21 protein-coding genes are annotated in these 20497 nt (G+C 63.3%); 11 read left to right on the top strand and 10 right to left on the bottom strand.

The genetic code is table 11. The features are described 5' to 3' along the window. Positions 1-9 precede the first annotated feature (9 nt). From phnK to phnG, 7 genes are read right to left on the bottom strand one after another with little or no spacing between them, the layout of a single operon-like run. The gene (gene phnK / locus GTF44_RS16805; RefSeq protein WP_171561263.1) at positions 10-780 is read right to left on the bottom strand and encodes a phosphonate C-P lyase system protein PhnK; all 771 of its coding nucleotides are present in this window, start codon (positions 778-780) and stop codon (positions 10-12) included. Beyond that, positions 777-1445, bottom strand: a complete 669-nt coding sequence (locus GTF44_RS16800; RefSeq protein WP_171561261.1) for an alpha/beta fold hydrolase — start codon at positions 1443-1445, stop codon at positions 777-779. The genes phnK and GTF44_RS16800 overlap by 4 nt, the downstream gene beginning before the upstream one ends. Next, positions 1442-1780 carry an NIPSNAP family protein gene (locus GTF44_RS16795; RefSeq protein ID WP_171561260.1) on the bottom strand — a complete coding sequence of 113 codons (339 nt, stop codon included), beginning with the start codon at positions 1778-1780 and terminating at the stop codon, positions 1442-1444. The genes GTF44_RS16800 and GTF44_RS16795 overlap by 4 nt, the downstream gene beginning before the upstream one ends. Continuing rightward, the gene (locus GTF44_RS16790; protein ID WP_171561259.1) at positions 1777-2622 is read right to left on the bottom strand and encodes an alpha-D-ribose 1-methylphosphonate 5-phosphate C-P-lyase PhnJ; all 846 of its coding nucleotides are present in this window, start codon (positions 2620-2622) and stop codon (positions 1777-1779) included. The genes GTF44_RS16795 and GTF44_RS16790 overlap by 4 nt, the downstream gene beginning before the upstream one ends. After that, positions 2619-3704, bottom strand: coding sequence for a carbon-phosphorus lyase complex subunit PhnI (locus GTF44_RS16785; RefSeq protein ID WP_171561258.1), 1086 nt, complete (start codon positions 3702-3704; stop codon positions 2619-2621). The genes GTF44_RS16790 and GTF44_RS16785 overlap by 4 nt, the downstream gene beginning before the upstream one ends. Continuing rightward, positions 3704-4276: a phosphonate C-P lyase system protein PhnH gene (gene phnH, locus GTF44_RS16780; RefSeq protein WP_171561257.1), complete on the bottom strand. Its 573-nt coding sequence runs from the start codon at positions 4274-4276 to the stop codon at positions 3704-3706. Before phnH ends, GTF44_RS16785 begins: the two co-directional genes overlap by 1 nt. Continuing rightward, positions 4273-4725: a phosphonate C-P lyase system protein PhnG gene (gene phnG, locus GTF44_RS16775; protein ID WP_171561256.1), complete on the bottom strand. Its 453-nt coding sequence runs from the start codon at positions 4723-4725 to the stop codon at positions 4273-4275. The genes phnH and phnG overlap by 4 nt, the downstream gene beginning before the upstream one ends. A 106-nt stretch (positions 4726-4831) precedes the next feature. Between phnG and phnF the strand changes: the two genes are divergently transcribed. The 6 genes from phnF to mnmH all read left to right on the top strand — a co-directional run bounded on the left by phnF (position 4832) and on the right by mnmH (position 10326). After that, complete coding sequence (gene phnF, locus GTF44_RS16770) at positions 4832-5548, top strand: phosphonate metabolism transcriptional regulator PhnF (RefSeq protein ID WP_171561255.1); 717 nt, start codon at positions 4832-4834, stop codon at positions 5546-5548. 75 nt (positions 5549-5623) lie between these two features. Continuing rightward, positions 5624-6385, top strand: a complete 762-nt coding sequence (locus tag GTF44_RS16765; protein WP_171561254.1) for an allophanate hydrolase subunit 1 — start codon at positions 5624-5626, stop codon at positions 6383-6385. After that, positions 6382-7407 carry a biotin-dependent carboxyltransferase family protein gene (locus tag GTF44_RS16760; RefSeq protein ID WP_171561253.1) on the top strand — a complete coding sequence of 342 codons (1026 nt, stop codon included), beginning with the start codon at positions 6382-6384 and terminating at the stop codon, positions 7405-7407. The genes GTF44_RS16765 and GTF44_RS16760 overlap by 4 nt, the downstream gene beginning before the upstream one ends. Continuing rightward, positions 7404-8177, top strand: coding sequence for a LamB/YcsF family protein (gene pxpA / locus GTF44_RS16755; RefSeq protein WP_171561251.1), 774 nt, complete (start codon positions 7404-7406; stop codon positions 8175-8177). Before GTF44_RS16760 ends, pxpA begins: the two co-directional genes overlap by 4 nt. Positions 8178-8255: 78 nt before the next feature. Continuing rightward, positions 8256-9140: an NAD(P)-dependent oxidoreductase gene (locus tag GTF44_RS16750; protein WP_171561249.1), complete on the top strand. Its 885-nt coding sequence runs from the start codon at positions 8256-8258 to the stop codon at positions 9138-9140. Positions 9141-9255: 115 nt separating this feature from the next. Beyond that, positions 9256-10326, top strand: a complete 1071-nt coding sequence (mnmH, locus tag GTF44_RS16745) for a tRNA 2-selenouridine(34) synthase MnmH (protein WP_367383400.1) — start codon at positions 9256-9258, stop codon at positions 10324-10326. On the opposite strand, the gene selD is transcribed toward mnmH, so the two are convergent. Next, positions 10313-12490, bottom strand: a complete 2178-nt coding sequence (selD, locus tag GTF44_RS16740) for a selenide, water dikinase SelD (RefSeq protein WP_171561245.1) — start codon at positions 12488-12490, stop codon at positions 10313-10315. The genes mnmH and selD overlap by 14 nt on opposite strands. Further along, positions 12487-13266, bottom strand: coding sequence for a tRNA pseudouridine(38-40) synthase TruA (gene truA / locus GTF44_RS16735; protein WP_171561243.1), 780 nt, complete (start codon positions 13264-13266; stop codon positions 12487-12489). The genes selD and truA overlap by 4 nt, the downstream gene beginning before the upstream one ends. Before the next feature lie 104 nt (positions 13267-13370). On the opposite strand from truA, the gene GTF44_RS16730 reads away from it, so the two are divergent. The 5 genes from GTF44_RS16730 to GTF44_RS16710 all read left to right on the top strand — a co-directional run bounded on the left by GTF44_RS16730 (position 13371) and on the right by GTF44_RS16710 (position 19241). Continuing rightward, the gene (locus tag GTF44_RS16730; RefSeq protein WP_171561519.1) at positions 13371-14783 is read left to right on the top strand and encodes a YcjX family protein; all 1413 of its coding nucleotides are present in this window, start codon (positions 13371-13373) and stop codon (positions 14781-14783) included. Positions 14784-14874: 91 nt separating this feature from the next. After that, entirely contained in the window at positions 14875-15876 is a 1002-nt protein-coding gene (locus GTF44_RS16725; protein ID WP_171561241.1) for a YcjF family protein, read from the top strand. Next, positions 15877-17499, top strand: coding sequence for an FAD-dependent oxidoreductase (locus tag GTF44_RS16720; RefSeq protein WP_171561240.1), 1623 nt, complete (start codon positions 15877-15879; stop codon positions 17497-17499). It abuts the gene before it with no gap. A gap of 6 nt (positions 17500-17505) precedes the next feature. Beyond that, entirely contained in the window at positions 17506-18291 is a 786-nt protein-coding gene (locus tag GTF44_RS16715; RefSeq protein WP_171561238.1) for a GNAT family N-acetyltransferase, read from the top strand. Between the two features lie 38 nt (positions 18292-18329). Beyond that, entirely contained in the window at positions 18330-19241 is a 912-nt protein-coding gene (locus GTF44_RS16710; RefSeq protein WP_171561236.1) for a DMT family transporter, read from the top strand. Here GTF44_RS16710 and GTF44_RS22155 read toward each other — a convergent pair. Further along, positions 19238-20290: a Hint domain-containing protein gene (locus GTF44_RS22155; protein WP_171561234.1), complete on the bottom strand. Its 1053-nt coding sequence runs from the start codon at positions 20288-20290 to the stop codon at positions 19238-19240. The genes GTF44_RS16710 and GTF44_RS22155 overlap by 4 nt on opposite strands. Positions 20291-20497: the final 207 nt, after the last annotated feature.

The following is a 20497-nucleotide window of genomic DNA, read 5'->3' as shown; positions in this document are numbered from 1 at the left end:
GCCGTCTCCTCAAACCTGCAGAACCGAGCTGACCAGCAGCTGCGTGTAGCCATGTTGTGGATCGTCCAACACCTGATCGGTCAGCCCGGTTTCCACAACATGCCCGTCTTTCATCACCATCAGCCGGTCCGCCAGAAGCCGGACCACCGCCAGGTCATGGGTCACCACAATCGCGCTCAACCCCATGCGGCGGACGAGACCGCGAAGCAGGTCCAAGAGCCGCGCCTGGACGCTCACATCCAAGCCGCCGGTGGGCTCATCCATAAACACCAACCGGGGCCCGCTCACCAGATTGCGGGCGATTTGCAGCCGCTGTTGCATCCCGCCGGAGAAATCGGCGGGGCGGTCATCAATCCGGTCGATGCTGATCTCGACCCGGGTCAGCCAGTCCTCCGCCGTCTCCCGGATCTCGCCGTAATGCCGCGCGCCGACAGCCATCAACCGTTCGCCCACATTTCCGCCCGCGCTGATCCGCATCCGGAGGCCGTCACGCGGGTTTTGATGCACGAAGGCCCAATCCGTCCGGCCCAGCATCCGCCGTTCCGGCTCAGACATCTGAACCGTATCGCGCGGCCCCTCGGCGCGAGTGTCGAAGAGGACTGCGCCCGCGTCGGGGTCCAAATGCCCGGCCAAGCAGTTCAGCAGGGTCGACTTGCCCGAGCCGCTCTCGCCGACAATCCCCATCACCTCGCCGGGATAGAGCTTGAACGACACATCGGCGCACCCGATCCGCCCGCTATAGGTTTTGCTGAGGTTTTGAACCTCAAGAAGGGGTGTCATGGATGGGCCTCCTGAAATTGCGTGATGCGGGTGCGAAGCGCGTCGGGGGCTTCGATATGCAGAATGTGCCCGCCGGGCATGATCTCGAATGTTGCGTTTGGGAGCTGTTCAGCCATCAATTGCGCGCCGACATGGGTCTGCCGGTTGTTTTTGCCAACAATGACAAGCGCGGGCGCGGTGACGTCGGCCAGGCGCGGGCGGCCATCATACGCGAACGCGGCGGTCAGCGCATCTTCCATTCTGTCGCGGGACATTGCCGCGATCTGCGGCTTGATATGGGCCGCTGCTTCGGGTGGTTGGCCCAAGCCCGAAAGGCGTGCGACGCCGCCGGGACCGAGCCGCCGGAACAGCCACAGCGCAATCTGGGCGGTGATCCGCGCGCTGCGGCTGATATGCACGGTCGGCACCGCCTCGATGGTCACCAGCGACCGGATACGCTCTTTCAGCCGCGCGGCCAGTTCCAGCGCCACCATGCCACCTAGGGAGTGGCCCACCAGATGCATCTGATCCGGCAGTTGCGGCATCAACGCGTCGGCGAAGCTTTCCACAGTTGGCGATGCTGCGCGGGGCGCGCTGCCATGGCCGGGCAGGTCGGGTGCCATCCCCCCGAACCCGGCCCATGTCGCCCCGGACAGGCCTGAGCCGTGTAGCCAGACGACATTCATTCAGCGCCCCCAATCGCGTTCGAAAACGCGGTTGGTGTCAGCACCATGTCCTCGATGCCAAGCACGAAATCGCCATGTTGGGCGCTGGTTTCGGCTTTGATGTCTTTCCAGTCCTGATCCGCCATGAAGGCGGCCCATGCGGCGGTCATTTCCGCCTCATCTGCCCAGGTCAGCAGATACACGAAGTTTAGCACGTCTTCGGTCTCGCTGGTCCACATCGCCTGAATACGGAACCCATAGGTTCCCATGATCCGCGCGGCATGGTCGCGGAACCGATCCAGAAACGGGTCACGATTGGCTTTAGGGACTTGGTAGATGCGGAGTTGGTTGATCATGCGGACGCTCCTGAGGTTTGTCGATCCGCACAGTAATCTGTGTCGGAACAGACAAACATTCGACCCCCTGTGTCATCAACGATCACTTCGTCGAGATAGCTCTCTTCCGACCCGCACAGGGCGCAGGGATGATCGGCCTTGGAGGGGTCAAACGGATAGTCCTCGAAATCGAGGCTGACGACCTTGGTATAAGGCGGCACCGCGTAAATCCGCTGCTCCCGGCCCGCGCCGAAAAGCTGCAAGGCCGCGCTTTCCAGTTTCGGATTGTCGAATTTCGGGATTGGCGATGGGTCCATCACATACCGATCCTCAACCGTCACCGGATAGGCATAAGCCGTCGCAATCGAGCTGTGACGCGCGATATCTTCATAAAGCTTCACATGCATCAGCCCGTATTCCTGAAGCGCATGCATTTTGCGCGTCTCCGTCTCGCGCGGCTCCAAAAACCGGAGTGGTTCGGGGATCGGCACTTGATAGACCAGGATTTGATCCTCGGTGAGCAGCGTTTCCGGAATCCGGTGCCGCGTTTGGATCACCGTCGCCTCGGCGGTCTTTTCGGTCACGTCCACATCGGCGGTCTTCTCAAAGAACTTCCGAATGGAGACGGCGTTTGTCGTGTCATCCGCGCCTTGGTCGATCACCTTGAACCGATCCTCCGGCGTCAAACACGCCGCCGAAACCTGCACCCCGCCTGTGCCCCAGCCATAAGGCATCGGCATCTCGCGGCTGGCAAACGGCACCTGATAGCCCGGGATCGCGACCCCCTTTAGGATCGCGCGGCGGATCATCCGCTTGGTTTGCTCATCGAGATAGGCGAAATTGTAGTGGGTCTGCTCGGTCATTCCGCGGCCTCCTGATGACTGGCTTGAGCCTCGGCGCGCAGTTTCCGGATCAGTTCCAGTTCCGATTGGAAATCCACGTAATGCGGCAGTTTGATATGCTCCAAGAAACCCGTGGCCTGCACATTGTCAGAATGTGAGAGTACGAATTCCTCGTCCTGCGCCGGGGCGCCCACATTGTCTTCGCCCAGTTCTTCCCACCGCATTGCCCGATCGACGAGCGCCATGGAGATGGCTTTGCGTTCGGAATGGCCGAAGACCAGGCCGTAGCCCCGGGTGAATTGCGGTGGTTCGGTTTTCGACCCGGTAAACTGGTTCACGGTTTCGCATTCGGTAACCGTGATCTCGCCCAGATCAATCGCAAACCCAAGCTCGGGGATCTCCATCTCAACCGGCAATTGACCGACGCGCAGTTCGCCCACAAACGGGTGGTTCCGGCCATAGCCGCGCTGCGTCGAATAGGCCATTGAGAGCACGAACCCTTCATCGCCGCGGCTGAGCGCTTGCAGCTTCAGCGGTCGGTCGGCGGGGAAGTCGAGCGGTTCCCGGGTTAGGTCGCGTGGGGTGTCTGCGCCCTCTCGCTCCGGCTGGATCAGGTCTTCGCGGGCCAAGAACTCGGTCACATGTGGCGTCGGCTCAGCGCGCGGGGTGGCTTGCGGCGTCTCGGCCAGGTCGCCTTCGGCGGCCAAGGCGAAATCGATCAATCGGTGCGTGTAGTCGAAAGTCGGTCCCAGAACCTGCCCGCCTGGGACGTCCTTGAAGGTTGCACTCACCCGCCGGTCGCAGGTCATTGCGCCGGTGTCGATTGGCTCGGACGCGCCAAACCGGGGGAGGGTGGTGCGATAAGCGCGGATCAGGAACACCGCCTCAATCATATCGCCGCGCGCTTGTTTGATCGCCAGAGCCGCCAAATCGGGGTCATAAAGCGAGCCCTCGGCCATGACCCGGTTCACCGCCAGCCGCAATTGCTCGCGGATTTGCGCCACCGACAGCTCTGCCACATCCAGGTCGCCGCGCCGCTCTTCGGCCAGCCAGGCATGGGCGTTGTCAATTGCCCGCTCGCCGCCTTTCACTGCCACATACATTAGTCGACCTCCGTCACGAAAGTTGATCGGGGCAGGGCGGCCAACTGCTCGCCCGCGCAGAACACGCAATCAAACCCAAGCGGGAACTGGGCCCGATTTGCCTGAAACGCCGCGATTTCGGGCAAGTTTAGTGCTGCTTCCACCTCAATCCCCGGCCCCGTCAATCGCGTGCCAGTGGCGGCAAGCCTATCTTGTTCCACGATCAACGTCGTCGACCGGTCCGGATATTCCGGCGTGCCGATCCGATAGGCCGAGAGCGGGGCGAGCGCCTCCCACGTGCCAAGTGCGAAATCGGCGCGGTTGGCGGGAACGAAAGGCGCGCCGGTATGGAAAGTCACCCAAGAGCGTATCGCGTCGGTGTCATGGCTCGGGGCCAGATAAAGCCCTGTCTCCGGATCGCAGAGCGTCAGGAGCATCGCGCCTGCCGCTGGCGAGATCGGCGCGGGCGGGGTGGCGCTGGCGACGGTTTCAATCCGCCCGGGCCGCGCCATCGCCTGCAAAACGGCACGAAACGCGTGGGAGGCGTCGAAGGCCGGGTTGGCAAAGCCGCCGGTCATCACATCGCGCATCAATCTTCCCCCCGAACCATGGTGAAAAACTCGACTTTGGTCGCCGCGGCCCGGGCGGCGCGCGCATGACCCTTGATCCTCGCCTCGTCGCGGAGCGGCGCGAGGATGGCCGCGTCTAACGCGGCGGCGTCGCCTGCTTCGGCCAAGGCATCAACCAGCGCGGCGGTTTTTGCCGCGCGTTTGTCGCGCCCCTGCACATAGCCATGACCAACAGCGCCCGAGCCAAGGCGGACCGAACAGCGTGTGACGGTCATCTCGCCCAGGTTAAAGGGTGCGCCGACTGCCCCGGCGCGGCCACGCACCATAACGGTGCCAATCTCCGGCGGGCGCAGCATTTCATGCTCAGGGGCCGCGCCATAGGCCTCCCACAGTGCGGCCAGTCGAGCCGCCGGGGCCTGGGCCAAGGTGGACAGCCGGTCGCGCCGGGCTTGTTGATCAGGGATCTCAGACATCTTGCGGAGTTGTCCATTTTAATATACAACTATACAAATCCCTTACGCGGATCGCTCGAGTCGGGCAACCCGTGATCGCGTGAAACTTTAATGACAGGGGGCCGTCATGGGCCGCGCCGCAGTTTGGACCTCGATCCGCGACAGCCTTTCGGCAGAGATCGCCAGCGGGCATTACGCGCCGGGTGATCGGCTGCCGACCGAGGCGGAACTGGCCGCCCGGTTTGGGGTCAACCGCCATACGGTCCGCCGCGCCTTGGCCGATCTGGCGGCGGCCGGAACGGTGTTTCCACGGCGCGGCGCGGGTGTGTTCGTCACCCACCAACCGACAGACTATCCGATCGGGAAGCGGGTGCGGTTTCATCAGAACCTGATCGCGGCGGGGCGGGAACCGGGGCGACAGAGTCTTCATCGCGCCACCCGCGCCGCCGATGCACGCGAGGCGGACGCGCTCGCCATCGCCCCCGGCGATCCGGTGCATGTCTCCGAGGGGGTTTCCTTTGCCGATGGGCAACCGATTGCTTTGTCACGGGCCGTTTTCCCCGCCGCGCTGTTCCCCAATCTCCTGACCAATCTTGCCGCGACCGGGTCCGTGACCGCAGCGTTCAAGGCCGAAGGCTTGATGGACTACACCCGCGCCTGGACCCGGCTGACGGCAATCGCGGCCTCACCCACGCAGGCCGGGCATCTGCGTGTGCCGCCGGGCGCGCCAATCCTGCGGTCGGTGGGTGTGAACGTCGACCCCGATGGGCGCCCGGTCGAATATGGACGGACCTGGTTTGCCGGGGATCGCATTACGCTGACCCTGGCCGATCACGAGGTCTGAGCTCGCTGGCCCATTGGCAGTTCCGGGAGCGCGGGGTAACACCGACGCACGAACAAGGAACGCTGGCCGCCATTGATGACCGTGCCCAACCCTTCTCCCTCCGGCCCTTGGCCGATGATCCAACGCCTTGGGGTGAGTGGCCTCTTGGTGCGCTTCGGCGATCAGTTCTGCGAGGCTGCCAATCGGGCGGCTTTAGCCTTTCGCGCGGCGGTCGAGGCCGGACCTCTGACCGGTATCATCGAAACCGCGCCCTCTCTGGTGTCGGTCTTTCTGCGGGTGGACCCGCTGACCGCCGATCTCGAAGTGTTAGAAGCTGAGTTGTATGATCTCTTGGCGCGCGCAGATTGGTATGCCGCGCCTCTGCCCCCGGGTCGCCGACTTATCCGCATTCCGACGGCATATGGCGCAGATATGGCCCCGGATCTCGTGGAAACGGCCGAGGCTGCAGGTCTTTCTGAGGTCGAGGCGGTCGCCCAGTTTTCCACCACCCGGCTGCGTGTGCTGAGCCTGGGGTTCGGTCCGGGGCAACCATATCTCGGGGAATTGCCTGAGCATTGGAACCTGCCGCGCAGAACAGAGTTGGCCCCGCATGTGCCCGCGGGCGCATTGGTCTTGGCGATCCGGCAATGTGTGCTGTTTTCCCGCCCGTCACCGACCGGTTGGCGGCATATGGGGCAAACTGCGTTTCTGAACTTTCGGCCCGAGAGTGCCGAACCGTTTGCGCTGAAACCCGGTGATGAGTTGCAATTCCCGACAGCCGATCCAGACCATGTGGCCCATATGATCGCCGATCCCGATTGTGTGGATGGCGGGGCAGAGATAGAGGCGCTCCCATGACCGCGCCCGCGCTGATCGTTCACCAAGTTGGTCCTGGTGTGACGGTTCAGGATTTGGGCCGCCCCGGCCATTTGGCTTACGGCCTGTCGCAAGGCGGCGCGCTTGACCGTTTGGCGCTCTATGAAGGGGCGGCGCTGCTTGGTCAGTCACCAGATTGCGCGGCCTTGGAGATGATCGGGATGGGCGGCGCGTTCGAGGTAACGCAACCGCTCCGCATCGCCCTGACCGGGGCACCGATGCAGGCGAGTTTGGATGGCAGCCCGTTGATCTGGAATGCGAGCCATCAGTTGCCCGCCGGGTCCAGGTTACGGATTGGCGGGGTGACATCGGGCAGCGTCGGCTATCTACATTTGGGTGGTGGGATTGAGACACCGCCCCTCTTGGGTGCGCGCGCCACGCAGCTTAATGCCGGACTCGGTGCGTTGCTGACCCCCGGTGTGCGCTTGCCTGTCGGGCCAGATAAGGGCGGCCCAATCGGGCTGGGGCTGGATGTGGCGGATCGGGTCTCCGGCGGGGTGCTGCGTATCCTGCCCTCCGTTCAAACCGCGCTCTTTGACGCCGAGACCCGCGAACGTCTTGAGCAGAGTCAGTTCACGCGCGACCCGAGATCGAACCGGATGGCACTGCGGTTAATCCTCGATGGGCAAGGTTTTGCGTTGGACGGTGGGTTGAGCGTCGTGTCTGAGGTCATCGTGCCAGGTGATATTCAGATCACGGGCGATGGGGTGCCGGTGATCTTGATGGCCGAATGCCAGACGATGGGGGGCTATCCCCGGATCGCAACCGTTTTGCCCACCGACCTGCCGCGCGCGGCGCAATTGCCTGTTGGTGCGACGCTTCGTTTGCAGTTTATCACACCGGAGGAGGGCGTCGCGGCGCTGAAGGCCGAACAGACGGCGCTGGCCGATCTGCCCCGGAAAGTCCGGCCCTTGATCCGGGACCCGCGCGACATCCCCGATCTTCTGAGCTATCACCTGAGCGATGGCGCGATCACGGGTCGCGAAGAGGAGACCGATAGATGAGCCTCAGTGTCGATCTGAATGCCGATATGGGCGAAAGCTTTGGCCCATGGGTCATGGGCCGGGATCAAGAGCTGTTGGGGGTTATCACCTCCGCCAATATCGCCTGCGGGGCCCATGCGGGTGACCCCGATGTTATGGCCGAGACGATGGCTTTGGCGCTCCAAAACGGGGTTGGCATCGGTGCGCATCCCGGCTTCGCCGATCTGCAAGGCTTTGGGCGCAGGCGCATGCATCTGCCGCATAAAACGCTCGCCAATCTGGTGCGGTACCAACTGGGCGCGGCCCAAGCCATTGCGCGGGCGACCGGTGGTGAGGTGCGGCATTTGAAGCTGCACGGTGCGCTGGCCAATATGTGTTCAGAGGACGCGGCGCTGGCGCGGGCATGTTATGAAGGCGCGCTCTCGGTCGCTCCCGATATCATCATCATGGTTCTGGCGGCCACCGCGCAAGAAGAGGCCGCCCGCGATCTGGGCTGCGCCTGGGCGGGCGAGATTTTTGCCGATCGGGCTTATAATGACGACGCGACCTTGGTGGACCGATCTTTGCCCGGTGCGGTGATCCATGATGCGACGTTTGCCGGGCCGCGGATCGTGGAAATGGTCAAAGCGGGCGCGATCATCACCCAATCGGGTCGCCATATCCCGACCGCCATCGATACCGTGTGTTTACATGGCGACACCCCCGAGGCGGTGGAGATTGCTCGCGCCGTGCGGGCCGCGTTGGAGGCTGAGGGCATTGCGCTTGCGCCCTTTGCCGGGCGCAGAGGGTAATTTGCCAGGGCCGACTGGTCGCCGGGCAGAGGCCCTGCTAGGTCTCAGGGCAACACATGCATTTTTCGGAGGGATCACATGGCAAAGCTGGCGTTTCTGGGTCTGGGGGTCATGGGCTACCCAATGGCGGGGCATCTGCAAGCCGCGGGCCATGCGGTCACGGTATATAATCGGACGACTGCCAAGGCGGAGGCTTGGGCCGCCGCGCATGGCGGAGGTTTTGCGGCGACCCCGCGTGACGCGGTGGCTGGTGCCGATTTCGTCATGTCCTGCGTTGGCAATGATGATGATTTGCGCGCCGTTGTGTTGGGGGAAGACGGCGCGTTGGCGGGCATGAGCTCTGGCGCGATCTATGTGGATCACACCACGGTTTCCGCAACAGTGACCCGCGAATTGGCGGCTGAAGCGGGAGCACAAGGTATCGGTTGGGTCGATGCGCCGGTCTCCGGCGGGCAAGCCGGGGCGGAGAACGGGCAGTTGGCGATCATGTGCGGCGGCGATGAAGCGCATTTTGCCGCCGCAGAGCCAGTGATGGATGCCTATGCCAAAGCCATCGTGCATTTCGGCGACGTTGGGGCCGGACAATTGACCAAGATGATCAATCAGGTCTGCATTGCCGGGGCGATTCAGAGCATCTCAGAGGGCTTGTTTTTTGCGATGCAGGCGGGCCTTGATGCGAAGAAAGTGGCGGAGTTGGTGAGCCAGGGCGCGGGCGGGTCCTGGCAACTGGCCAACCGGGCCGGGACCATGGTGGACAACGCATTCGACCATGGTTTTGCCGTGGATTGGATGCGGAAAGACCTTGGGATCGCATTGGCGCAGGGCAAAGAGATGGGCGTGAGCCTGCCGGTCACTGCGATGGTGGATCAGTTCTATGCTGAGGTGCAGCAGCTTGGCGGCGGCCGGTGGGACACGTCGAGCCTGATCCAGCGGTTCCGCAAAATGAACGGGATGGATATCTAACCAAGCGGCGCCGCTGGCGCGGCACTGGGTTTGACTTTTGGTCGGCGGCGACGCGACGTGTCATACTTGATGCGGCGTATGCCGTTGGCGTTGGATGCCTCCGGCGGGGATATTTGTGAAGCAGAGAAGTGATCATCCCGATCTTGCGGCGTTCCTGACGGAGATCAGCGGGTTTGACGCGGTGATCGATGTGCGCAGTCCGGCGGAGTTTGCCGAAGATCATCTGCCCGGTGCAGTGAATATGCCGGTTTTGAGCGACGCGGAGCGGGCGCGGGTCGGGACGATTTACACGCAAGAAAGCCCGTTTGTCGCGCGGAAGATCGGCGCGGCGTTGGTCGCGCGCAATGCGGCTGCGCATATCGAAACCTCGTTGATGGAGATGGGCGGCGGTTGGCGACCTTTGGTTTATTGTTGGCGTGGTGGGCAGCGGTCTGGGTCTTTCGCAACGATTTTGCAGCAGATCGGGTGGCGCGTTGCCGTGCTGGACGGGGGGTATCGGGCCTATCGGCGGCAGGTTGTGGCGGCATTATATGATCGGCCTCTGCCGCATCGGGTGATCCGTCTGGACGGCAATACGGGCAGCGCGAAGACGGCGATATTGACCGAGTTGGGCGCGCGTGGGGCTCAAATCTTGGATTTGGAAGGCCTGGCGGCGCATCGCGGTTCAATCCTTGGAGAAACCGGAGCGCCTCAGCCTGCGCAGAAAGGCTTTGAGAGTGCTTTGGCACAGGCCTTGCATGGGTTGGACCCAAGCAAAGTGACGATTATCGAAGCGGAATCGAGCCGGATCGGCAATTTGCGGGTGCCGCCAGCGCTTTGGGCGGTCATGTGCGATGCGCCGCGTTTGGTCCTCGCCGCGCCAGTTGCGGCGCGCGCGGCCTATCTGGCCGAGAGTTATGCGGATTGGGGGATGGATGTGGCGCGCCTTGAAGCACGGCTCGATCATCTGCGTGGTTTGGTCGGGCATGAAGAGGTGGATCAGTGGATCGCTCTGGCACGAGCGGGGAGCCTCCGCGCGCTATCGGAGGCATTGATCGTACGGCATTACGACCCAGCTTATGCCAGGGCACGCAAGGCGGATCGCGGCGCGGTTTTGGACCGGTTTGAGGCGGCGGATTTGAAGGCCGTAGCGCGCAAGCGATTGACCGATCAGATCGTGGCTTGGTTGGCGTCTAACGCAGGGTGATCTCTGGCGCGCCAGTTCGAAACTGGCCGATGATGGCAGCGTCATGGCCGAGTGTTCTAATCTGGGCGACGGCATGCTCCGCTTGATCGGATGGCAGTGCGGCGAGAAACCCGCCTGAGGTCTGCGGATCAAATATCAGGGCGCGGCGCGGGCCGGTGCCACCGGTGGTCTGCCCGGCCAGCGCGGCCTCGTTTTCGTCATGTAGGCTGGCGCGGAGACCGCCAGTAATCAGCGCCTCGGCCCCGGGAAGAACCGGCAGATCGGCGAGGGTGATGTCTGCCGCGAGGTGTGAGGCTTGGCACATGCCGATCAGATGCCCGGCGAGGCCAAAGCCGGTCACATCCGTCATCGCATGGGCGACCGGCGCGAGGAGGGCTGCCGCATCGCCTTGCGGCTGGCTCATCTGCGTCCAAGCACCCGCCACTATCGTTCCATCTGCGACTTGTGCCATCTCTGCGGCCAGGATCACGCCGGTGCCGAGGCCGCGGGTGAGGATCAGCGCGTCACCAGCCTGCGCGCCCGCGAGGGTGATTGCTCGGGTGTCGGGCAGGCCAGTCAGTGTGAATCCGAGGCTCAGCTCCGCCCCCTGTGCGGAATGCCCGCCGACGATCTCGGCCCCTTCGGCGGCAAAGATGGCGCTGGCCTCGGCCATGATCTCGGCCAGCCAGGCGGCCTGCATTTTGGGCGCCATGATTGGCAGGGTTACGCTCGCCAAGACGGCTTGCGGTCGCGCGCCCATGGCCCAGATATCGCCCATTGCATGGACCGCAGCGACACGGGCCAGAAGGCCTGGATCGGCGCTGAACCCTCTAAGATGGTCTGTGGTCAAAACCACCGGGGCTCCGCCCATGCTGAGCACGGCGGCGTCATCGCCCGGGTGGCTCAATACATCGTCGCGTAGACCCCTTGGCACCTTGGAGAGCGTGGTTTGCAACGCCTGACGTCCCAGCTTTGCGCCACAAGCCCCGCAGATCGGTTGGCCCTGCATCATGTCGATCACGCCATCGGTTGCGCCTTCTGGCAGCGCTGGCGGGCGCATCTTCGGTAATACCTTGAATTTCTGCATAAAGGCCCGATCAATTCGGTCTTTCCAACGCCACATCAGCGCGCCAGAGAGCGCAACGCCGCGTTTTTCTGCCAGCGCTGCACGTCGGCCCAGAGAGATCAATTTCAGATAATCGGCCTGGGGGCGGAAGGCGCGCGGGCGTCCGCCCGTCAGGTCGGCGCGCAGGTTGTGGGCGAGGATTGGCGCGGCGCGGACCGCAAAGACGCCGGCTTTGGGACGCGGTGCAAAGCTCAGATGGGCGCAATCACCCACCGCATAGATCGATGGGTCGCTGACCGATCTGAGCTGATCATTGACCACCAGATACCCACGCTCGGTCTCCAGCCCCAAATTCGCCACCCAGTCATGCGGCCGCGCGCCGCCTGCGCCAATGGTGAGATCGCTGGCAATAATCTGGCTATCATCCAGCATCAGAGATTTGGCGCGGACCTCTGCCACGCCGGCCCCCTGGCGCAATGTGATCCCGGCATCCGCAAGCGTCTGGATCAGTCGTGCGCGGCTTTTCGGCGGCACGGCGGTGAGCGCCTCGGCCTGTTCAACGACTGTGACACTCGGGGTGCGCCCGAGCCTCTCCAGCCGATGCTGCGCCGCCATCGCCAGTTCCACACCCGCGACACCGCCGCCGATGACAGCCACGGAGGGTGCGGCGGGTGCGGCGTCGCAAAACCGGGCCCAGATCTCGGCAAACTGGTCGAGCGGTTTGGCCGGGATCGCATGTTCGTAAAACCCGGACAATTTCGGCATCGCCGAGGTCACGCCCACATCAATCGAGAGGAGGTCATAGGCGATGGGCGCGGCGCGCCCCGCGATGGTTATGGTTTTGGCGGATCGATCCAAACCGGTCGCGGCCCCGATGATCAACCGGGCACCCGCAAACCGGGCCAGTTTGACCAGGTCGATCTGCAGATCATCCTGGCTGTAATGCCCCGCGACATGCCCGGGCAACATGCCGGAATAGGGCGCCGTGGGGCCGGGATTGATCAAGGTTAGCCGCGCGCCGGGCACCGGTTTCATCCCCCAGGCCCGCAAGACAAGCGCATGGGTATGCCCGCCGCCCACCAGCACCAGTTCCTTGACCAAGGGCACAGCCGGGATCATGGCGCGTTGGCCTCAAACGGGTCGTCTGGATACCCAACGCCGGTCATATAAAGCCCATAAGGCGGTGCCACCGGGCCGCAGGCTTGGCGATCGGCGGCGTCAAGCGCGGCTTTTGCGTCTTCAGGGGTCCATGTGCCCGCGCCGACCCGCTCCAATGTGCCCACAAGCGAGCGCACCTGATTGTGCAGGAAGGATCGCGCGCGCAGGCGAAACTGAAACTCTCGGCCGCGGGGTGTCTCTAGCGTCGTGATTTCAATCGCGTCGAGGGTTTTGACCGGGCTGGCGGCCTGGCACTCCGTCGAGCGGAAGGTGGTGAAATCATGTCGCCCGATCAGGTGCTGGGCGGCCTCTTGCATCGGCTCTAGCGACAAAGACGCCTTCACCAGCCAGGCTTGACCCGCGTCCGAGACAAGCGGCGCGCGGCGGTTGATCACTCGATAGAGATAGCGCCGTTCGCGTGCAGAAAACCGGGCATGCCACTCATCGTCGACCTTGGCGCAGGCCAAAACCGCCACCGGGGCGGGCCGCAAATGGTAATTGAGCGCCTCAGACAGGCGAAACGGTGTCCAATCCTGCGCCATGTCGCAATGGGCGACCTGACCCCAGGCATGCACGCCCGCATCGGTCCGCCCGGCGGCCGCGATTGTCGGCACATCAGCCTCCAATTTGGCCAGCGCGTCTTCCAGAGCGCCTTGTACGCTTGGGCGGTCGGCTTGACGTTGCCAACCGGCAAACGGCGCGCCGTTATATTCGAGTTTGAGGGCGTATCGAGGCATGGGCGCGGGCTACCGTAAACCGGGCGGTTGCGCAATCAACCCTGTAAACCCTGCCTCACGATGACTATTCTTTGATCCAGAGGCAGGCGAAAGGCACGTGGACGGTGGTGATCGGAAGAGTAGCGGATGCGGTTGGCCGCGGGATCGAGGATGTGACCTCTTCCGTGGCCGAGACCTTTCTCGACCCGGTGATCCGCCTGGGCGTGACGGGGGTGAGCCGGGCGGGCAAGACCGTGTTCATCACGTCTTTGGTGGCCAATCTGCTTGATCGTGCGCGGATGCCCGGGCTGGAAGCCGCCCAGTCGGGCCGCATTCAGGCGGCGTTTTTGCAGCCGCAGCCGGATGACACCGTCCCGCGGTTCGATTTTGAAACCCATCTCGCGGCCCTGACAGGTCCCGCGCCGTTTTGGCCCGAGAGCACGCGACAAGTCTCGGAATTGCGCCTGTCGCTCCGGGTGCAGCCGAAGGGGCTTCTTTCGGGATTGTCGGGGCCCAAGACGGTGCATCTGGATATCGTCGATTACCCGGGCGAATGGCTGTTGGATCTTGGGTTGCTGGACCAAACCTATGTCGAATGGGCCGCTGCGGCCTTAGAACAAGCCAAGATCCGCCCCGGTGGCGCGGCTTATCTGGCGCAGTTGAATGACCTCGACCCAACGGCGACGCTGAAAGAGCCAGAGGCGCAAGCCTTGGCGCGCGCATACACGGCCTATCTAACGACGGCGCGCGAGGCGGGGTTTTCCGATTGCACCCCGGGCCGGTTCCTTCTGCCGGGTGAGTTGGAAGGCAGCCCGGCCTTGACCTTCGCGCCGTTGCCGGAAAGCGCCACGCCGCGCGGCTCTCTCGCTCGCGAGTTTGCCCGCCGGTTCGAAGCCTATAAAGCACAGGTCGTCAAACCCTTCTTCCGCAATCATTTTTCCCGGATTGACCGGCAGATCGTCTTGGTCGATGCGCTTGGCGCAATCCATTCCGGCCCGCAAGCTGTGGAAGACCTCCGCCAAACGATGGCGGGCATCTTGAGCGCCTTCCGCCCGGGGCGGAACAGCTTTCTGACTGCGATCATGGGGCGTCGGACGGATAGAATCCTCTTTGCCGCGACCAAGGCCGATCATCTGCATCACACGCAACACCCGAAGCTGACCGCGATTATGGAGGCCTTGGTGCGCGACGCGCGCGACCGGGCCGATTTTGCCGGGGCCAAGACCCGGGCGATGGCGATTGCCGCGCTGCGCGCGACGGTAGAGGAAACACGAACCCATAACGGCGAAACGCTCGATCTGGTGCGGGGCAGCTTGCTGGATGGTGGCAAGCAGGCGGCGTTTCACCCCGGAGACCTGCCCGAGGATCCCAATGCGTTGATGGTGCCGGCACGCCAAGGCGCGGAGGTCTGGCTTGACGCGGATTTTGATGTAATGCGCTTTGCGCCGGCGCTGTTGTCGCTGAAACCGGGGGACGGGCCGCCGCATATTCGGCTCGACAGTGCAGCGGAGTTTTTGCTCGGGGATAAACTCAGATGACGGGCATGCGGCACATCGCAGAGGGGGGCCAGCCCCCCAACCTACGGTCTCCCCCCGGGATATTTGGAAAGCAGAGAAGCAGGACCCAGCCATGACCGACCGCAAAGGCCCCGTGCTGATCGAACTGGACGAGGCGCCAGAGGTGGGGCCGGGCGCGGCGCCGCCCGTGCCCGATGCGCTGCCGGTCGCGGATGGTCAGGCGATGCAGACCATGGCCGCTTTGGCCACCCGCCGCCCGTCGCGGTTGGGGCGGTTTTTGTGGGCAGCGACATTGGCGCTTCTGGGATTTGTGCTCTCGATCACGGCGTGGAATTTCGTCACTGGGCTTTTGGCGGCCAATCCAGTCTTGGGATGGGTGGCAACCGGGTTGGTGGGGTTGGTGCTGTTGGCGTTGATCCTGATCGCGTTGAAGGAAGCGGCGGCGTTTTCGCGGCTTGGTCGGCTCGACAATCTCAGGCGTGAGGCAGAGGCGGCGCTGAGCGCCGGGGATTTGGGGGCGGCGCGCAACGTGGTCAATCGGCTTTCGGCGCTCTACCGAGGCCGGGCCGAACTGCGCTTGGGCCGCGAGGCTTTGGACCGTCGGATCGGCGATGTTTTCGACGCCGAAAGCCTGTTGGCCTTGAGCGAAGCCGAACTGCTTGTGCCGCTCGACCAAGCCGCTCGGCGCGAGGTGGAGGCCGCCGCCCGGCAGGTGGCGATGGTCACTGCTCTGGTGCCGATTGCCTTGGCCGATGTGATCACGGCGCTGACCGCCAATCTGCGGATGATCCGGCGGATCGCGGAGATTTATGGCGGGCGCTCGGGCACGCTTGGCGCTTGGCGGCTGACCCGGGCGGTTCTGACCCATTTGGTGGCCACGGGCGCTGTCGCCATCGGCGATGATTTAATTGGCTCGATGGCGGGCGGATCCGTCCTGTCGAAGGTGTCGCGCCGGTTTGGGGAGGGATTTGTGAACGGTGCGTTGACGGCGCGCGTCGGTGTGGCCGCGATGGAGGTTTGCCGCCCGCTGCCTTTTGGTGACAATCGTCGCCCAAGCGTTACATCCCTCGTGAAACGTGCCCTGACCGGGCTTTTCGGCCAGAAGGAGGACTAAATGGAATCGCTTGCCGCCGATCTTCGCACGATGGTGCGCACGCCGCTGCATGAGGACCATGTGCGTGCGATGCGCCGCGTCGGCACCGATAGGGTGCTGAAAACCGGGGATTATCTGTTCCGCCCTGGCGATGTGCTTGAGACGTTTTGCTATCTTATCGAAGGGGAGTTGGAAGCGGTCGATGCGCGCACTGGCGAACGCTATGGCACGTCGACGCTTGGCCCGACGCAGTTCTTTGGCGACATTGCCTTTTTGTCGGGTGGCAAAACCATGATGGGCTCCCGGGCGGTGCAGGATTGCCGTGTCTTATGTGTCGAGCGCGAGGTGATGCTGGACCTGATGGCGCGCATCCCAGAGATGTCCGATATCATCATCACGGTTCTGGCGGCCCGTCGCCGGGCCCTGCTTGAAAGCGGGCAGGCGAGTCTCACGTTGATCGGGGCGGAGGCGGACCGAAACATCCGCCAGATCGCCAGTTTCGCGGGGCGCAATCGTATCCCTGTGCGCTCGCTGACGTTGGATGAGCATGAGGCGGAGGCCTTGGCCCATCAATGCGCCATCGGCAAAGCACAGCCCGCGGTGATTTTCGGAAAATCCGAGGTGTTGGAGAACCCAACCCCGGCCCGGCTGGCGCGGCGGATCGGATTGGACCTCTCTTTTGATCCGGACGAGGTGCATGACGTCTTGATCGTCGGCGGCGGTCCGGCGGGTGTTGCGGCCGCCGTTTATGCCGGGTCAGAGGGTATGAATGCGCTGGTTTTGGAAGACATGGCCATCGGCGGGCAAGCCGGCACCTCCAGCCGGATCGAAAACTATATGGGGTTTCCAACCGGCATTTCGGGGGCCGATCTCTGCTGGCGTGGCGAGGTGCAGGCGATGAAATTCGGCACGCGCTTTGCCGTACCGCGCCGGGCGGCGGGTCTTTCCGTGCGTTCTGACGGCGCTTTCTGTGTCGCATTGGAGGATGGGTCGGAAACCTGCGCCCGCGCTCTGGTTGTCGCGACGGGGGTACAATATCGCCGTTTGCCGATCGACGGTTTGGAGCGGTTCGAAAATGGGGGAATCTATTACGCCGCAACCGATGTCGAGGCGCGTTATTGCCGCGATACCGAGGTTGTGGTGATCGGCGGCGGCAACTCCGCCGGGCAAGCCGCGATGTTCCTCAGCCGCACGGCGCGGCATGTGCATGTGCTGGTGCGCGGGCCGTCGCTCGCGGCCTCAATGTCGGACTATCTGCTCAGCCGATTGGAAGCCGACCCCGCAATCACCATCCACTATCGGACCGAGATGACCGCCTGCCATGGCGAGGAGGAGTTGGAAGCGGTCACCATCCGCGACAAATCTGAAGGCCGCGATTGGCAGATCAATACCCGCGCCGTTTTCATTATGGTGGGGGCCGCGCCCAACACCGCCTGGCTCTCCGGCCATGTGGATTTGGACGAGAAGGGCTTTGTCAAAACGGGTGCGGCAGTCGGCGCCGCCTCGGCCTATACCACATCTCACCCAGGGATCTTCGCGGTGGGCGATGTGCGCGCCGGGTCCGTGAAACGGGTGGCCTCAGCCGTCGGCGAAGGGTCCGTCGTGATCAGCCGGGTCTGGGACCATCTTTCTGAGAACGGGTGAGGTGCCATGCTGCGCTCGCTTGGGTTGCGAAGTGACCTTTCGGTCTTAGCGGGTGTAAGCGAGGTCGAAACTTATCCGGATCGGATCGTTCTGCGCACCCCGTCTGAGCCATCGTTTTGGTATGGTAATATGGTGATCTTCCGCGAGGACCACGTTGAGCCGAAGGTGCAGATTGCCCAATTTCAACGCGATTTCCCCGATGCTGAGCATGTGACACTGGCCTGGGATGCGCCGGGAATGGAGCGCGGCGCGGGCCATGCGGCGCTTGTCAAAATGGGGTTTGACCTGGACGAAGCCGATGTCCTGACCCTGACCGGGCCTCTCATTGCGAGCGAAGCGCCAGAAGGGATCACGATCCGCCCGATTGCCACCGATGCGGATTGGGAGCAGGTGATCGCGCTCCAAATCGAGACGGGGGTCGAGCAGGGCTATGATCGTGCGGCACATACGCCTTATGTCCGGGCGCGGTGCGCCACGCGCCGCCGCCAGATCGCCGGGGGCGGTGCCTGTTGGCTCGGCGCGTTTGACGGGGACCTGCTGGTGGGTGATCTGGGCGTCTTTCTCGGCGAAGGCACGGCGCGCTATCAAAATGTGGAGACCCGGCCCAGTCATCGTCGGCGGGGCATCTGTGCGGCGTTGGTGACCGCAGGCGCGGGGTGGGCCGCGGCGTGCGATCCAGACGCAATCCCGGTGATTGTGGCGGATCGAGATGGCGCGCCGGGCCGAATCTATCGCCGCTGCGGCTTTAGCTTGGCCGAGACGCTGATATCGGCTGTCAAAGGCAGCTATTGACGGCTGACATCACTGGCGGAACATGTCACCTCTAGCGCATGACCGCTGACCGTCCTCTTCTTGGCATCCTGCTAATGCTCGGGTTTTGCATGCTGATTCCCTTGGCCGATGCGCTGGCCAAGATTCTCGGCGATCATTTCCCGTTGCTGCAGTTGATTGTTGTCCGGTTTGTGGCCCAAGGGTTCCTGCTTTTGCCGCTGGCGCTGGCGGCGGGCGCGATCCTGTTTCCGTCGCGGCGGATCACTCGGCTGATGTTTCTGCGGACGATTTTGCAGATCACCGGGCTTGCGCTGATGTTCACGGCGCTCCGTTATCTGCCGCTGGCCGATGCTATCGCGATTGCGTTTGTGATGCCGTTCATCATGCTTTTGTTGGGCAAATACGTCCTGGGTGAGGAGGTCGGCCCGCGCCGCTTGGCGGCCTGCGCGGTTGGCTTTGTCGGCACCCTGATGGTGGTGCAGCCGAGCTTTGCCGAGGTTGGCGCGCCCGCCCTTTTGCCGCTTGGCGTGGCGCTTGTTTTTGCGCTTTTCATGCTGGTCACGCGCCAGATCGCCAAAGAGGTGGATCCGATGGCGTTGCAGGCGGTTGCGGGGCTGATGGGGCTGCCGATCTTGTTGCCGCTGTTTCTCTTCGCGCCGGGGCCGGGCAGCCCGCCTGCGATTGGGTGGATCATGCCGCAGGGGGTCGACATTTGGCTGCTTGTCGCGCTTGGGACCATTGGCGCGGCGGGGCATCTGTTGATGACCTGGAGCCTGCGTTTTGCGCCGTCGGCGACCCTGGCGCCGATGCAGTATCTGGAGATCCCGATGGCCACGCTGGTCGGCTGGCTGATCTTCCGCGATCTGCCGAACGGCTTGGCGGCGGCCGGTATCCTCCTAACCTTGGCGGCGGGACTCTACATCGTGATGCGCGAGCGGGCGGTGATGCGCGCTGCGGCAGAAACCGGCTAGGCGGCGATGCGCAACTGGGACGCCAGCCACGCCGCGCGATAAGCCTCCCCCTCAAACCGGCAGAGCACGGGTGCAGCGGTCGGACCATAGGCGGCGGGCCTGCGGATCAGGTCGGGAAAGAGGCTGATCAGCTCGGCCAAAGGTGCCTCGTCCAAGGCAGAGATCGCCATATTGGCCGGGAAGAAGCTTTCGCTAAGGCACCCCTCCGCCTCCACCACCCGGTGCCGGTCAAACATCAAATGGGTGTAGCTAATCTGCCCACCGCTGCGCCGGGTGATCCCCGGAAGACCAACCAGATGTTTCGCAGCCAATAACGCGCTATCGCAGCCGAAGAGCAACTCAACTTCACTACCGCAGAGATACATTCGATGCTCAGGCGACACACACAACTCTCGTGTGTTTCCAAGCGCGCCTTCGGCGATCACCACCGGCGCAAACGCGCCTTGCGCCGGGACGGTGGTTCGCCCGATCCATGACACCGCGCAAGATGGATCGTCCAATGTCCAGAGCCGGTCGCCGATCCGCACATCTTCAACCGCCACCAACCCGTCTGAGCCGCGCATCAACGTGCCGGGTCCGAAACACGGGATAAAATCGCGATAGCGCGAGGTGCCGTCATTGTTGCCGCCGGTTTTCACATAGCTTGTGCCGTCGACTAGCGCGGTATCTGTCGCAAAGCCCCAGACATCCGAGGTGACACCGCCTTGGGAGAACACATAGACGGTGATGGTTGGGCCGGTTTCATTGCCGAACTCATCCAACGCGCGCAGAAAGATCTGTGATTCCGATTCGACTTCGGTGCCGTCGGCCACAATGCCACCGCCATCGATGATGACGTGATCGGCTTCGTCATCATCGTTGAACCGATTTCGACCGCCGCCCGTGTCATCGAGCGTGACCTCTGTTCCGAAGCCTTTGCTATACTCGAAGATCGTGCCGTTCGGCGTATCAGAGTTGTTGATAATTGAACTGCCAGGGGTGAGCGATGGCGATGCATTGGAGACGGTTAATCCAATGCTATCAAACGCGAAGAACGTTCTAGCGACCACAGCGCATCCAACTCAGTAAAAAGTCCATAAGCCTATATGATCGGAGAGGCAGGCCAGGAGATGAACACCTTGCGGCAATTCTAGGGCATCGTGTTCAATTACGGCCAAACTCCGCCGGTGAAATCGGGGCAAGCCCCATGATTTCGGCAGGATGTCGCCATGAGCCGGTGCGCGAACGGGTTATGCTGGGCCCGGATCAGAGATTAT

This window comes from Roseobacter sp. HKCCD6576-2, from assembly GCF_013179285.1.
In the GTDB taxonomy this organism is placed as follows: domain Bacteria; phylum Pseudomonadota; class Alphaproteobacteria; order Rhodobacterales; family Rhodobacteraceae; genus Rhodophyticola; species Rhodophyticola oceani.
Note: the sequence above shows the minus strand (reverse complement) of the source record. Positions and strands in the feature narration are given on the sequence as shown.

Bases quoted from the DNA above. Each gene is read 5' to 3' on its own strand.
- GTF44_RS16715 (WP_171561238.1), top strand. From the start codon at position 17,506: ATGCTGCGCTCGCTTGGGTTGCGAAGTGACCTTTCGGTCTTAGCGGGT.
- GTF44_RS16760 (WP_171561253.1), top strand. From the start codon at position 6,382: ATGACCGCGCCCGCGCTGATCGTTCACCAAGTTGGTCCTGGTGTGACG.
- truA (WP_171561243.1), bottom strand. From the start codon at position 13,266: ATGCCTCGATACGCCCTCAAACTCGAATATAACGGCGCGCCGTTTGCC.
- pxpA (WP_171561251.1), top strand. From the start codon at position 7,404: ATGAGCCTCAGTGTCGATCTGAATGCCGATATGGGCGAAAGCTTTGGC.
- GTF44_RS16790 (WP_171561259.1), bottom strand. From the start codon at position 2,622: ATGACCGAGCAGACCCACTACAATTTCGCCTATCTCGATGAGCAAACC.
- selD (WP_171561245.1), bottom strand. From the start codon at position 12,490: ATGATCCCGGCTGTGCCCTTGGTCAAGGAACTGGTGCTGGTGGGCGGC.
- GTF44_RS16795 (WP_171561260.1), bottom strand. From the start codon at position 1,780: ATGATCAACCAACTCCGCATCTACCAAGTCCCTAAAGCCAATCGTGAC.
- GTF44_RS16725 (WP_171561241.1), top strand. From the start codon at position 14,875: ATGACCGACCGCAAAGGCCCCGTGCTGATCGAACTGGACGAGGCGCCA.
- GTF44_RS16750 (WP_171561249.1), top strand. From the start codon at position 8,256: ATGGCAAAGCTGGCGTTTCTGGGTCTGGGGGTCATGGGCTACCCAATG.
- phnG (WP_171561256.1), bottom strand. From the start codon at position 4,725: ATGTCTGAGATCCCTGATCAACAAGCCCGGCGCGACCGGCTGTCCACC.
- GTF44_RS16720 (WP_171561240.1), top strand. From the start codon at position 15,877: ATGGAATCGCTTGCCGCCGATCTTCGCACGATGGTGCGCACGCCGCTG.
- phnK (WP_171561263.1), bottom strand. From the start codon at position 780: ATGACACCCCTTCTTGAGGTTCAAAACCTCAGCAAAACCTATAGCGGG.
- GTF44_RS16800 (WP_171561261.1), bottom strand. From the start codon at position 1,445: ATGAATGTCGTCTGGCTACACGGCTCAGGCCTGTCCGGGGCGACATGG.
- GTF44_RS16765 (WP_171561254.1), top strand. From the start codon at position 5,624: ATGACCGTGCCCAACCCTTCTCCCTCCGGCCCTTGGCCGATGATCCAA.
- phnF (WP_171561255.1), top strand. From the start codon at position 4,832: ATGGGCCGCGCCGCAGTTTGGACCTCGATCCGCGACAGCCTTTCGGCA.
- GTF44_RS16785 (WP_171561258.1), bottom strand. From the start codon at position 3,704: ATGTATGTGGCAGTGAAAGGCGGCGAGCGGGCAATTGACAACGCCCAT.
- GTF44_RS16710 (WP_171561236.1), top strand. From the start codon at position 18,330: ATGACCGCTGACCGTCCTCTTCTTGGCATCCTGCTAATGCTCGGGTTT.